Annotated in this window: 13 protein-coding genes; 7 read left to right on the forward strand and 6 right to left on the reverse strand. The window is 40.3% G+C overall.

Going from position 1 to position 14,168, the window contains the following annotated elements; genetic code table 11:
- Positions 1-30: 30 nt before the first annotated feature.
- The 5 genes from purR to ACO5V7_RS05890 all read right to left on the reverse strand — a co-directional run bounded on the left by purR (position 31) and on the right by ACO5V7_RS05890 (position 5,370).
- Positions 31-858, reverse strand: a complete 828-nt coding sequence (gene purR, locus ACO5V7_RS05870) for a pur operon repressor (RefSeq protein WP_070443741.1) — start codon at positions 856-858, stop codon at positions 31-33.
- A 217-nt stretch (positions 859-1,075) separates the two neighbouring features.
- Positions 1,076-1,420, reverse strand: coding sequence for an ASCH domain-containing protein (locus tag ACO5V7_RS05875; protein ID WP_485485431.1), 345 nt, complete (start codon positions 1,418-1,420; stop codon positions 1,076-1,078).
- 2 nt (positions 1,421-1,422) lie between these two features.
- Positions 1,423-2,244 (reverse strand): sugar-phosphatase, encoded by an 822-nt coding sequence (gene yidA / locus ACO5V7_RS05880; RefSeq protein ID WP_485485432.1) that lies wholly within the window; start codon positions 2,242-2,244, stop codon positions 1,423-1,425.
- An 821-nt stretch (positions 2,245-3,065) separates the two neighbouring features.
- Positions 3,066-4,418 (reverse strand): HD domain-containing protein, encoded by a 1,353-nt coding sequence (locus tag ACO5V7_RS05885; protein ID WP_289015275.1) that lies wholly within the window; start codon positions 4,416-4,418, stop codon positions 3,066-3,068.
- Between the two features lie 127 nt (positions 4,419-4,545).
- Positions 4,546-5,370: a lipoate--protein ligase family protein gene (locus ACO5V7_RS05890; protein ID WP_485485433.1), complete on the reverse strand. Its 825-nt coding sequence runs from the start codon at positions 5,368-5,370 to the stop codon at positions 4,546-4,548.
- A gap of 190 nt (positions 5,371-5,560) precedes the next feature.
- Between ACO5V7_RS05890 and ACO5V7_RS05895 the strand changes: the two genes are divergently transcribed.
- The 5 genes from ACO5V7_RS05895 (at position 5,561) to rpiA (ending at position 11,969) form a co-directional block, all read left to right on the forward strand.
- Positions 5,561-6,253 carry a response regulator transcription factor gene (locus ACO5V7_RS05895; RefSeq protein ID WP_039849301.1) on the forward strand — a complete coding sequence of 231 codons (693 nt, stop codon included), beginning with the start codon at positions 5,561-5,563 and terminating at the stop codon, positions 6,251-6,253.
- Positions 6,240-7,445 (forward strand): sensor histidine kinase, encoded by a 1,206-nt coding sequence (locus tag ACO5V7_RS05900; protein WP_485485434.1) that lies wholly within the window; start codon positions 6,240-6,242, stop codon positions 7,443-7,445. Before ACO5V7_RS05895 ends, ACO5V7_RS05900 begins: the two co-directional genes overlap by 14 nt.
- A 105-nt stretch (positions 7,446-7,550) precedes the next feature.
- On the forward strand, positions 7,551-8,315 hold the full coding sequence (locus tag ACO5V7_RS05905; protein WP_485485435.1) for an exodeoxyribonuclease III: 765 nt from the start codon (positions 7,551-7,553) through the stop codon (positions 8,313-8,315).
- Between the two features lie 63 nt (positions 8,316-8,378).
- Positions 8,379-11,222: an excinuclease ABC subunit UvrA gene (uvrA, locus tag ACO5V7_RS05910; protein WP_485485436.1), complete on the forward strand. Its 2,844-nt coding sequence runs from the start codon at positions 8,379-8,381 to the stop codon at positions 11,220-11,222.
- A 78-nt stretch (positions 11,223-11,300) separates the two neighbouring features.
- The gene (gene rpiA, locus ACO5V7_RS05915; RefSeq protein ID WP_485485437.1) at positions 11,301-11,969 is read left to right on the forward strand and encodes a ribose-5-phosphate isomerase RpiA; all 669 of its coding nucleotides are present in this window, start codon (positions 11,301-11,303) and stop codon (positions 11,967-11,969) included.
- A 50-nt stretch (positions 11,970-12,019) separates the two neighbouring features.
- On the opposite strand, the gene ACO5V7_RS05920 is transcribed toward rpiA, so the two are convergent.
- Positions 12,020-12,856, reverse strand: a complete 837-nt coding sequence (locus ACO5V7_RS05920) for an Rpn family recombination-promoting nuclease/putative transposase (RefSeq protein WP_485485438.1) — start codon at positions 12,854-12,856, stop codon at positions 12,020-12,022.
- Between the two features lie 121 nt (positions 12,857-12,977).
- On the opposite strand from ACO5V7_RS05920, the gene ACO5V7_RS05925 reads away from it, so the two are divergent.
- Together ACO5V7_RS05925 and ACO5V7_RS05930 are read left to right on the forward strand one after the other, a co-directional pair.
- A complete protein-coding gene (locus ACO5V7_RS05925; protein ID WP_485485459.1) occupies positions 12,978-13,964 on the forward strand; it encodes a YeiH family protein in 987 nt (328 codons plus the stop codon).
- Between the two features lie 12 nt (positions 13,965-13,976).
- Positions 13,977-14,168, forward strand: coding sequence for a hypothetical protein (locus ACO5V7_RS05930; protein WP_048710930.1), 192 nt, complete (start codon positions 13,977-13,979; stop codon positions 14,166-14,168).

Consider the following 14,168-nt stretch of genomic DNA (forward strand, 5'->3'; position numbering starts at 1 on the left):
TATAGGTTCTTCGCTTTATTTCATTTTATCTTATAAAAATTCATGAGTATCAAAGAAGTTTCCTAAAACAGCTTTGATTTTTTGAGATTCAGTATCGATCTCTGTAATTTTGATGATAGAAGAATAATCGGATACATTGTGATTAGAGACTCCAGATTCACAGAACACAACCGCTCCTGCAGTGGTTGAATCGAACTCTTGAATTAAGCTACGCATTCCGTTAATCGTACCGCCAGCTTTTAAGAAATCGTCAACGATTAATACATTAGATCCACTAGGAAGTGTACGTTTGGATAATTCCATTTTCTCCACACGAGAAGAAGAACCGGAAACGTAGTTAATACTTACAGTAGAACCTTCTGTAATTTTTGAATCACGACGAACAATGACGAAAGGAACGTTTAAGTAATTAGCTACTGTTTGTGCAATAGGAACCCCTTTTGTTGCAACGGTCATAACGGCATCAATCTTCTTATCTTCGTAAGCAGATGCAATCATTTTTCCTAAATCATGTAATACATTTGGTTTTGCCAGTAAGTCAGATAGATAAATATATCCTCCTGGCAATAAGCGACTTGCATCATTCATTTGTTCTTTTAATTTCTCCGCAGCAGCTAATGCTTGTTCGCGTTTGATTTTTGGTACAAAAATCACTCCGCCCGCAGCACCAGGGACTGTACGAATAATCCCAACACCTTGTTTTTCAAAAGTCTTCTTAATAATAGCAATATCTTCACTAATAGAAGATTTTGCGGACTGGTACAAAGTTGTAAATGTAGTTAATGAAATTAACGTATGTGGATTATCTAATAGACGTTGCGTCATATCAATAAGACGCTCACTTCTTTTCAATTTCATTGAATCGTCCTCCCTCTTTGAATGAACTACTTCTATACTATTATACATAAAATGACGAAAATTACAATTTCGAAAAACTGTATCATTCGGGAAAAAGCACAAAAAATATCTCTTTATAAAACGAACGTTCTATTTTTATAAAGATATCTTATCAAAATGTAGAAGTACTTTAAAAGTTAATTAAAAACGGACTCATATCGTGAGTCCGTTTTACAGTTTAAATGCGTTTGAGTTCGATGCCGACAACACCGTAGAGTGCTTGTTTTTCTTTTGAATAGTAAGTCAACATGTCGTCGGGATGTGCATTGACCACGTCTTCTGAAGTATAACCGCATTTTAGTAGTGGGAGGTTTTCATACAGTTCTCTAAAGTCTTTAAAGATATGTAACTGAACTACTTCGCAGAGTGTAGACTTAGAATCATCTTCAGAATTGGAAAATCGAATCTGATCACCAATTTGAATCGATTGTCGCTTTTCATCATAGAGACGAAGCTCAATCGTTTTTTGACCGGAGGCAATGGAAGCATACGGTTTTGGGAAAAGAGTCATCTCATGTAGCATGACTAGTTCTCCTTGTTTAAAACGAATTTTTCAACGGCAACAGCAACGCCATCTTCGTTGTTTGTGGTTGTAATAAAGTTGGCAATTTCTTTAATGGAATCAACGGCATTGCCCATTGCAACACCAAGACCAGCGTATTCAATCATGTCACGATCATTTTCGTGGTCTCCAATACACATTACTTCATCGCGTGTAAGTCCTAGTTTTTCAGCTAGATGATGCACGGCTTTTCCTTTGCTTGCTTCAGGGTGAATCACTTCGAGATAGAAGCCGGCACTACGGAAAATGTTGTAGCTACTCTTGAAGTCGTCAGAAAGATTTGGAAGTAATTCTTCTAACACTTCAGGCTCATCCACGAACATGATTTTGACGAATTCTTTATCGGTTGGAATATCCTTGTATAATTGGTGCACGATTGGCATTCCCACCAAATCGCTCTCGTGTTTGGAATATTTCCCAACGGTCTCATTTGGCACAAAAATAGATTTTTCATCGATGGCATGGTAGTGTACATTATATTTTGTAGCATAATCGTTCACGCGTTCTAAGTCCTCATGCGTCATTGAGAAGCGAACGAGTGCTTTTTTCGAACCTGTTTGTTGTACAAGAGTTCCGTTGTAAGTCACGACATAATCGTGGTCATTGACGAGGTCGAGTTCTTGAAGAAGACCTTCCACACCAAGGTATGGACGACCTGTACAAAGAACCACATAGACTCCTTGCGCGCTTGCAGCGTTTAAAGCAGCCTTTACTCGAGGTGTGATTTCGCGTTTTGAATTGAGCAGTGTGCCGTCGATATCGATGGCGATTAATTTGATAGACATAGTGCCTCCTTGAAAATTGTTAAATAGCGTTAAGTAAGGTTTTGAGCTGGATAATTAGACGTCTTTAAAATAAGAATCTGAGCAAAAATACAATGCTTATACATAAATCCATTACGTAAAACTTTCGGAGTGTTCCGTAAAATATGGAAAACACAATATACCTTATAAGGTATATTGTGTTTTTTTATTTATAAAAAGTAATTGGTAGATGATGCTTATAGCCTGTGAAGTTGAGTTCGCAGAAGCCACTTGCTCTCGGGTGCCTCACCATATTTATACGCATCCACTTCGACGCAGTGGTTTATTGCCATTCTTTTCACCACCCGTGATTCAAGAATGGCTAATAAACTTTGCGGGCGAAAGACAACGAAGCAGAATGACTTCACACTGTGAAATCATTCTTGGCTTCTGTCTTTCTGCCTCACATCCTGCGAAGTTGAACTCGGGCTCACAGGACTGCAAAACTTCGCACTGTGAAGTTTTGCTTCCCGTAGTATCCGCACGACTTGTGCCAAGTCACTTGCGTTACTCCGGTCCAGTGATTCAGTCCTGAGCGTTCGCCCTCGTATCCTGTGTAGTTGAGTTCGCAATCGCAGAAATGGCGTGCGTTTCCCGAAACGTCCGCACGACTCGTTCCGAGTCCCTTCCGGCGTTCCGGTTCAACGTTCCATTTCTAGACGCGATTGCTCACATCCTGTGAAGTTGAGTTCGGAAAAGCAGAGGCTCAAGCCTTTCGAGGTTAGTCCTCACGACTTGTGCCAAGTCCCTTGCGGCTAACCTTCGAACCGTCATCGCCTCTAAACGCTTTTCCTCACATCCTGTTACTTCATTTGATTCGAGAAAACGTCCAATTGTGCAGCGATCGTTTGGAACTCTTCGTAGTCGTCCATAAAGAGTTCGTTTTGCATGTCGCGTGTCACCATTTCACGAGGGAAGTAGAGGCGTTCGTCTCCACGAACCTTTCCAGAAATGGCTTCTACAATCGAGCTTACTTGAGAAAGCTCAACCATATTTCCGTTTCGTTCTACGAGTTCAATTTGTGTTCTTGGCTTAATAGAATCTGGACGATAGAAATCATATGGTAAATCGAAACTGTTGTTGATGGCCGTGTAATATTCAGGATCAAAACCAACAGCTTCTACGATTTGTTTCATGCGTTCGACTTGTGGACCATCGTTTTTGCGGTTAAATGGCACCGATTTGAATGGACGACGGTTAATGAAACGATCGGATAAGTCACTTAAAATCGCATCTTCTTCTAAGAGCCAGTGAGAGAAGTACGTATTTAATACACCGTCATCGAGGCGTAAGTAATCTTCCAATGTCCAGGTTCCTTCGAAGAAAGGCTTTAAGAATGTTGCAGAATGTTTTAAAGGATTTGATTCTGAGTTGTAGCAAGCCGAAGCGCGTTTTAATAAGTGATTTAATACGACTTCCATTCCACGAGAAACGGGGTGGAAATACACTTGCATATACATTTGATAACGACTCACGATGTAATCTTCAACAGCATGCATTCCTGAATAAGTAAACGCAATGCCACCTTTATATGGACGAATCACACGTAAGATACGTGTTAGGTCAAAGGTTCCGTAATTAACCCCTGTGAAATAAGCGTCACGAAGCAAATAGTCCATACGATCCGCATCGATTTGGCTAGAAATCAATTGAACTACTTGAGGGTTTGGATGCGTTTTTTGAATCACGCTAGCCACTTCTTGTGGGAAGGTAGAAGAAACTTTACGTAAAATTTGGTTCACTTCGGTTCCTTCAGATAAGATGATATCAATAGTGATTTGTTCATGGTTTGTGTCGAAAATTTTCTCAAAGGTATGAGAGTAAGGGCCATGTCCTACATCATGCAGTAAAGCTGCACATAACACTACGAGGCGATTACGATCGTCCCAAAGGCCATCTCCTTCTTCTTGAGTAGCGTAATTTCTGGCAAAATTATCGCAAATGCGTCGAGCAATTTCATACACTCCAAGAGAATGCGAAAATCTTGAATGTTCTGCAGTATGGAAAGTGTACATAGAGGCACCAGTTTGTTTAATTCTGCGGAGTCGTTGTAATTCACGGCTGTTAATCAATTCCAGAATAATTGGATGTTGCACATGGATGTAATCGTGAACGGGGTCACGAAATACTTTTTCACGTTTGAATGCTTCTGTCATTCGTTTTACTCCTTCTTTCGTTTAGATTGTGAAATGTTATCATAAGCACTTCCAGTGTATGCTATTTTTGGCGGAAATGCAAGAGGATTTTGTTGAAAAAAGCCTTTATAACGCTATTTTTGAAGGGTTATTGTCTTTGAATAAATCGCTCGAGTGCTTTCTGAAATTCCGGAGTGAGAGTGAAGTCGATTTTTGTCTCTTCAAGAGAGCACCCCATCTGCGTTAATGCCTGTAAGACGCGGATTTGTACTTCTTCAATCGTGAGGGATAGTCCTAAAGCATCTCCAATATTCCACATGCTATCAGCGTTTACCGTTGGGAAATGCCATTTGGTTTCTTGACCTTGAATTGCATGGTCATAAAAATCACGAACGACTTGACCGCGATAGCGTTGGTCTCCAAATACACTTAAGTAAATGGACACACAAACTATGTCTTTTAACCTGCGTTGTGCGATCCCGGCAATTTTTCTTCCTTGAATACTTAAATCATAATCCCCAGGACAATAGGAATCACTGACTTCAAATGCATTGATACCGCCTAATGCACTAGCTTCAGGGAAGCTTTGCTGAATTAATTGCTGCATCCACTCGTATGCTTGATTGATTGTAGGCATTTGTTCGTTTTTGAAAAGAAGGCTAATATTTAAGATCCCTTCGTTACTAACGACAGCGAGGCCTCCTGCTTGGCGGACAATCGGAGTAAATCCATGTGAGCGAAGTTGATGTAAGCCTTCCTCTAGAAATGGGACTTTTGTATCGGTCATCCCAAGAATAATAATATCTTCTAGTGTCCAAAAATGAACGAAAGGTCCCGTTTGCTCCTTCGTTAAATGTCGAATAATAGTTTCATCTAGAGCAAAAGGAGTCAAGATTTGTTCTAGTGAAGTGGTCTTTTCGATTTGAGTGGCGACCAGTTGAACGGTCTGGTGTTGAATCGGTGATGATGTCATAGTCTTCTCCTTTAGAGTTCTTCGTGTTTTATTATAACAAAAGTTCAGAATAGGGTCGTCCGATATGCCGTTTTTAAGCCGTTTCTTAGGAAATTATTAAGTAAAATTCAAGAATCTTAAAAATGACTAGCATAAATAGGAATTTTTTTATAGGATAAAGTTGAAAAAAGAACGAAAAGAGGGAATGCCCATGAAAATTTTAGTAGTAGATGACGATCGCGAAATCGTTGAACTATTAACCATTTATTTAAAAAATGAAAGCTATGAAATCGTAAAAGCATACGATGGAAAACAAGCTCTCGAAAAATTAAAAATGTATCCAGATATCGATATGATTATTTTGGATATTATGATGCCACGTCTAGACGGAATCTCAGTGGTACATGAAGTTCGTAAAGAAAATGCGCAATTACCAATTCTTTTATTAAGTGCGAAGTCTACAGACATCGATAAGATTCAAGGATTAACCAATGGGGCGGATGATTATGTGACTAAACCATTTAACCCACTAGAAGTGATTGCACGTGTGAAATCATTACTTCGCCGTTCGACCATTACGCAAGAAGGTCCAGCCAACGAAGAAATTACAATTGGACCATTAACAATCAAAAAAGAATCTCATCAAGTGACGACTTCTGATGGAAAAGAAATTCAGTTAACAGTATTAGAATTTGGAATTTTATTCTTATTAGCGAGTCATCCAAACCGAGTATTTAGCGCTGATGAAATTTTTGAGACAGTATGGCAACAAGAAAGTATTGTTTCTACAAAAACAGTAATGGTACACGTAAGTCATTTGCGTGATAAAATTGCCGAAGCCACTGGAGGAGAAAAAGTCATCGAAACAGTATGGGGAGTAGGCTATAAAATTGAAGACAAATAAACAAAAGATTCTTCAAATTGGAAAAGCAAAAAATGAACCGACCATTCTCACGCTGACGCGTAAAGAAATCAGTGAACTGGTTTTAGAGGGAATTGTCACTCTCTGTGTGGTATTTCTACTCTATCTCGGCATCTTAGTGATGATTAGTCAGTTAGTGAATGAGCCAGGAATTATTTCGATTCAGTTCTCAGCACGAGATGTGTTACAAATTGGCACAGATCAAATGCTGCTCTATAAAAATATCTTCACGATTACTTCCATTATTTTTGCAATTGCATTTACCTATTGGAGATTAATGCGAAGATATCAACAAATGCAATTGAATCATATTTTAGATGAACTGCATTTGATTGCGGAAGGACGATACGATAGACGAATTCCATTCCAGTTAAGTGGGGATATGGGACAAGTTGTGAATAGTATTAATCGTCTTGTAGATTCGACGGTGAACGCTCTAGAAGAAGAACGTGCTATCGAAAAGTCAAAAGATGAATTGATTACAAACGTCTCACATGATATCCGGACACCACTAACGTCCATCCTTGGATACTTAGGCTTGATTGTGAATCAGCCGAAGATTGATACGGAGGATGCGAAGCGTTATGCAGAAATCGCATATTCAAAAGCCGAGCAAATGAAATTGCTTGTGGATGATTTGTTTGAATACACGACGAGTAGACCGAATGGGGCTCCATTGCGTCTGAACGATATTCCGATTGTGAATTTTCTTGAACAAATTGCAGCGGACTTTGAATTAGAAGCCCAAAAACGTCATATGGCAATCGAAGTGCCTTCAGAAAACCGTGACGTGGTGCTGGAATTAGATGCTGAGAAAATGGTACGTGTGATTAACAATCTGTTATCGAATGCCATTAAATACGGTCATGAAAATTCAACCATCCTAATGGAAGTGTTGAAGAAAGAGGGCGTCATTACCATCGCGGTTAGAAATGAAGGCGACCCGATTTCAAAAGAAGTATTGGATCAACTCTTTACAAGGTTCTATCGTGCAGAAGGCTCTCGTTCAAAAGAAACAGGTGGCACAGGTTTAGGGTTAGCGATTGCGGAAAACATTGTGCATTCTCATGGAGGAATCATGTTTGCCGAGTCGGAAAACGGACAAACGAGTTTCTATGTTTGTCTACCCACTGAAAACCAAGGATCTTTAAAAGAAATGACAAATCACAAATAAATACCGAGAAGGACGGCTACGTGCTTTCCTTTTCGGTTATTTTTATTCGCAAAAAAGCGAGAGAGTTGATACTATGACAAGAGACATTATGAGGGAGGAATCAAGATGAAAATAGCAACATGGAATGTGAATGGCATTCGTTCTGTTTTAAATAAAGGAGCGCTTCAAGAATATGTATTAGAGAGCAATCCAGATATTTTATGCCTACAAGAGACAAAAGCGCAACAAGACCAAGTAGAGTTGGGAATGGAATTTAGTGAATATGAGGTATTCTTCAATTCAGCAGTGAAAAAAGGATACTCAGGGACAGCCATTTTCACGAAAGAAAAACCTTTATCTGTAGAATATGGAATTGGAATAGAAGAGCATGACCAAGAAGGGCGTGTGATTACAGCGGAATACGAGAAGTTCTATTTAGTGACGGTGTATACTCCGAATGCGAAACGTGACTTGTCTCGACTCGAGTATCGCCAGGTCTGGGAGGATGACTTCCTTGCTTTTATTAAAAAACTAGAAGAAACAAAGCCAGTGATTTTCTGTGGGGACTTAAATGTGGCGCATAAAGAAATTGACTTGGCAAATCCGAAAACAAATACGATGAATGCAGGATTTACAAAAGAAGAACGTGCAAAATTTGATCAAGTAGTCAACAATGACTTGGTAGATGCGTTCCGTTACTTATATCCAGATACGCTAGGAGCCTACAGTTGGTGGAGTTACATGGGAGGGGCCCGTGCTCGAAATGTCGGATGGAGAATTGACTATTTTGTGATTTCACAACCGCTAACAGCCTTCCTTCAAGAAGTAAAAATCCGAAGTGATGTCACCGGAAGCGATCATTGTCCAGTAGAAATGAACATTGAATTGTAGAACATTTGTTCGTGTTGCAAAAATTTGATACAATGGATGTATCAATTATAAAGAGGTATTCAAATGGCAAAAGACCATATTGTCGTGCATGGAGCACGATCTCATAATTTAAAAAACATTGATGTGAGTATTCCTCGTGATCAATTTGTTGTGATTACAGGATTATCTGGTTCAGGGAAGAGTTCGTTAGCCTTCGACACTTTATACGCTGAAGGACAACGCCGTTATGTGGAAAGTCTATCTGCATATGCGCGTCAATTTTTAGGGCAAATGGACAAACCCGATGTAGATAGCATCGATGGCTTAAGTCCTGCTATTGCGATCGACCAAAAAACCACATCCAGAAACCCACGTTCAACAGTAGGAACGGTTACAGAAATTAATGATTATTTACGTCTATTATATGCACGTGTTGGGAAACCAATCTGTCCAAATGATGGCACACCGATTGAAAGCCAATCTCTCGAACAGATGGTCAATCGTGTGATGGAAATGCCCGAAAAAACAAAGATTCAAGTGCTTGCTCCTGTTGTTGTCCAAAAGAAAGGGGAGCATAAGAAAGTCTTTGAAAAAATTCAAAAAGATGGCTATGTGCGTGTGCGCGTCGATGGCGAGATGCATGAAGTCACTGAAGAACTGAATTTAGAGAAGAACAAAAAGCATAATATCGAAATCGTCGTGGACCGTATCGTGGTGAGTGATAAGAGTCGCTCTCGTTTGTTCGATTCGATTGAAGCAGCCCTTCGTTTAGCGGAGGGGTATGCCATTGTAGATGTGATTGGTGGGGAAGAACATCTCTTTAGTGAACACCATTCATGTCCGATTTGTGGATTTACAGTAGGCGAATTAGAGCCACGTCTTTTCTCATTTAATGCGCCATTTGGAGCTTGTCCGGAATGTGATGGCCTTGGATCAAAACTCGAAGTGGACTTGGAATTAATTGTTCCCGATAAGAGTTTGACATTAGAAGAAGGAGCGCTTGTTCCATGGAATCCTATTAGCTCCAACTATTATCCATCGATGCTCAGCCAATTTTGTGAGCAATTTAAGATTCCGATGAATATTCCGTTTGAAAAATTGACACAGTCACAAGTCAATATGGTTCTGTATGGGTCCGGAGATGCTACTTTCCAATTCCATCATGAAAATGAATTTGGTGGAGTCCGAGATGTAGAAATCCCATTTGAAGGCGTGGCAGTGAATGTGGAACGCCGCTATCGTGAAACCAATAGTGATTTTACAAGAGAACAAATGCGCCAATATATGACAGAATCCGCTTGTAAGACTTGTCATGGCTTCCGTTTAAATGAACAAGCCCTATCTGTCAAAGTAGGCGGGAAAAATATTAGCGAAGTCCTCTCTCTATCTGTGGATGATGAGATTGACTTCTTCAAAGACTTAAACTTATCGGAGACAGATGAGCAAATCGCAGCTCCAATCTTAAAAGAAGTAAGCTCTCGTTTGAAATTCTTACGCAATGTCGGCTTGCAATACTTAACATTAAGCCGTGCCGCAGGAACCTTATCTGGGGGAGAAGCGCAACGGATTCGTTTAGCGACGCAAATCGGTTCTAATCTATCGGGCGTCCTCTATATTTTAGATGAACCTTCGATTGGACTTCACCAACGCGACAATGACCGCTTAATTGAGTCATTGAAGAGCATGCGTGATCTTGGAAATACCTTGATTGTTGTAGAACATGACGAAGATACCATGCGTGCTGCGGACTACTTGATTGATATCGGTCCAGGTGCGGGTGAATTCGGTGGCGAGATTATCGCTGCAGGAACTCCAAAAGAAGTGGAAAAGAATACTAAATCGCTGACAGGGCAATATTTAGCTGGGAAGAAATACATTCCAGTCCCAAGCGAACGCCGTAGGGAAGATAAGGGCTGGATTCACTTAAAAGGCGCTGCGGAAAATAACTTACGCGATATCGATGTGGATGTGCCACTTGGACGCTTTGTTGCCGTTACAGGGGTATCGGGTTCTGGTAAGAGCTCACTTGTCAATAGTGTATTGAAGAAAGCTTTAGCGCGTGAGATTACGCGTACGAAGGAAAAACCAGGGAAGTTCAAGAGCATTTCTGGATTTGAGAGCCTCGATAAGATTATCGATATTGACCAAAGCCCAATCGGAAGAACCCCACGAAGCAATCCAGCGACGTATACAGGTGTTTTTGATGATATTCGTGATTTATTTGCGACAACAAATGAAGCAAAAATCCGCGGATATAAGAAAGGGCGCTTTAGTTTCAATGTGAAGGGTGGACGATGCGAATCTTGTAAAGGGGACGGCATTTTGAAAATCGAGATGCACTTTCTACCAGACGTATATGTGCCGTGTGAAGTCTGTCACGGAACGCGTTATAACTCTGAAACGCTCGAAGTGAAATACAAAGGAAAGAGTATCGCGGATATTCTTCAATTGACCGTAGATGAAGCGGTAGAATTCTTCCAAGCCGTTCCAAAAATCAAACGTAAATTACAAACGATTAAGGATGTTGGACTCGGCTATGTCACCCTTGGGCAATCTGCCACAACGCTCTCTGGAGGAGAAGCACAACGGATGAAGTTAGCCAGTGAACTCCAACGTGTTTCAACAGGAAATACGTTCTACGTGCTTGATGAACCAACAACTGGCTTGCATACGGATGATATCGCACGCCTGCTTGAAGTGTTGAATCGTTTAGTCGAAGCTGGAAACACCGTGCTTGTCATCGAACATAACTTAGATGTCATTAAGACTGCTGACTATATCATTGATATGGGACCAGAAGGCGGTAGCGGTGGTGGACTTGTCATTGCGACAGGGACGCCTGAAGAAGTGGCGAAGGATAAAAATAGTCACACAGGTCGTTATTTAAAACGCGCCTTAGAAGCAGCAACCTCTCATAAAAAGAAGTAGAAATTTACGAGAAGAGATAGTTTGAAGAAGTTAGCTATGCTATACTCAACATAGATTATTTCTCAGGGGGAAACTTGAATGAACATGAAAGAATTAGTCGGCAAGAAAGCCGCAGAATATGTAGAAAGTGGAATGACGGTTGGTCTTGGAACTGGTTCGACAGCCTACTATTTTGTGGAAGAAATCGGTCGACGAGTAAAAGAAGAAGGACTTGAAATTGTTGGGGTAACGACTTCTTTAGCAACGAAGAAACAAGCAGAAGCGCTTGGGATTCCATTGAAGAGCGTGGATGAAGTGGATTATATCGACGTCACAATCGATGGCGCAGACGAAATCGCTCCTGATTTTTCAGGAATCAAAGGTGGCGGTGGTGCGTTATTATTCGAAAAAATCGTTGCCGAGCAATCAAAGAGCGTAATATGGATTGTAGACGAATCAAAAATGGTCGACTACCTAGGTCGTTTCCCATTACCAGTGGAAGTGGTGCCGTACGGATCAGAACAATTATTTAAACGTTTTGAAGCGCTAGGATACAAACCAACATTCCGCGAACGTGACGAAGAACGCTACTTAACTGATAGCAAAAACTACATTATCGACTTGGATGTTTATCCAATTAAAGACCCAATCGCATTCGGAGAAAAAATTAAAGGTATGACAGGTGTGGTAGAGCAAGGCCTCTTCACCAACATGACGGATATCGTGCTTGTCGGAACGCCAGATGGGGTTGTCGTAAAACAATTCTAAAAAATAACCGCTTAGAGTCAGCACGGATGCGTGATTCTAAGCGGGTTTTGTTATAGTGTATTTTTAATTTTTTGAATCTCTTCTTCAGATAATCCGGTGTGCTTTATGATTTCTGTGATAGGAAGATTCATTTTAAGAAATGCCAAAACTTGACCTTCTTTAAGTGCTGCTTCTCTAGCGGTCTCTTTGGCATATTCGATTGTTTTCCAATAGACTTCTTCGTATTTTTCCATTTGTTCCGCCATCTTCATTTCCTCCGAATCTAAATTATAGAAATCAACAACAGCATAAGCGTCTTGAATTTCTTTGGATGCTTTTGCCGTGATTGTACCATTTTTAAGGAAATTTCTCCACTCATTCAAGGCTTCGTCCTGGTTAGGTAATGTGGTTGCTAGATTGACGAGATAAACACGTTCGAAAGGTTGACCTTTTTCATTTAAAACTTCTCGATTTTTCTCTAAATTCACAAGGCCGATTTCTACTCTTGGTTCAGGATCTTCTTTAAAAACAGAAAAATCAGTTACGATAATTGAAATAACAGGTTTATAGGTTTGATGGCCTGCAGAATAACTATCCATATAAGTTGATGCCATATAATAGCGAATACGTTCAAAGAAGCCTCTATGCTTATATAGTTGCATTTCAATGATAATATCAATACCTTCTTCTGTTGTTGCGGCAATATCCACGATGGTTTGGTACATTTCTAAGTTTACTCCAGCGAGATTTTCACGATATTTTTGAATTTGATATGGATTGGTTGGCTTCACATTAGATAGTTTCATCCCAGTAACAACTTGAATAAAATTTTGTAAGATATATTCTTTTCCTTCGCTTGTCATCATTTTTTTAAACATTAAATCATTTGTTGGTAAAATCTTTCTCATTTTTCATCCCTCCTATCCTGAGATACGACAAAAAAGAGGGAGGACATTTCAATTTGTGTGCGAAAATCAAGACGGAGTGTGCTATACTAGTAAAGATTTAGTATTGAAAGGATCTGATGAAATGTCATCATTCATGGAAAAAAGAAAAGGGCTGCTTTGTACATTTGCTGTAGCAGTTGTCGCAGTCATACTCGGAGATTTATTCCCCGTGATTGGAAGTGCGGTATTTGCCATTATTTTAGGGATGGTCTTAAACCAATTTTGGAAAATCCCAAGTGATTTTAGACCAGGCATCAATTATTCAGCGAAAAAATTATTACATTACTCCATTATCGCGCTTGGATTTACAATGTCGTTTGCGCAAGTGAGCCAAACAGGTGCGTCATCGTTCCCAGTGACGATTGTGACGATTTCGATTGCATTTTTAACAGCGTTATTTGTAGGGAACTTCTTCAAACTTTCTCGTCCATTGAAGATTCTTGTCGGATTCGGGACTGCAATTTGCGGGGGCTCAGCGATTGCTGCAGCTTCACCAATCATTAAGGCGGAAGACGATGAAGTAGCGTTGTCGATTTCAACCATCTTCCTTTTCAATGTAATGGCGGTATTCCTATTCCCATTCTTAGGACATATGATGGGCATGGACGCGTCTCAGTTCGGGCTTTGGGCAGGAACAGCGATTAACGATACGTCCAGCGTGGTCGCAGCTGGCGCAAGTTACAGTGCGGAAGCTTTAGAAATCGCGACAATCGTAAAACTAACTCGTGCGTTGATGATTGTTCCAGCGTGTATTGTGTTATCACTCGTCGAAGCACGTCGCATGAAACAAGAAGGACAAACTGTACAATGGAAGAAAATCGTGCCAATGTTTATCATTTGGTTCATGGTCGCTTCGATTATTACAAGCGTGGACTTATTCCCAAACTTCCTTGTACCATATGCAAAATTAGTGTCTAAATGGTTGATGGCAATGGCATTAGCCGGTATCGGAATGCAAGTGTCCTTCAAACAATTCCAAGAAGCAGGGGCAAAACCAATCTTAACGGGGCTAGCAACTTGGTTTATGGTGGCTGTCTCTAGTTTGATCATGCAGTACTTCGTTTTATAGAAAGGACATCTCATGAAAAGATTATTAGGACTCGGGTTTTGGATTAGCGCCTTATACTTTGTCTTATATACAAAAATTCCAGCACTACAAGCCTTCGTGAACACACCAGTAGGACCGTATGTGCATGTCGCGATGGTTGTTTTACTCATCGTGGGGATTTTCTTCTACGTACTGCGCATAATCCATTACTTATTTTTCCCGTAA

It is taken from the genome of Granulicatella sp., from assembly GCF_057274575.1.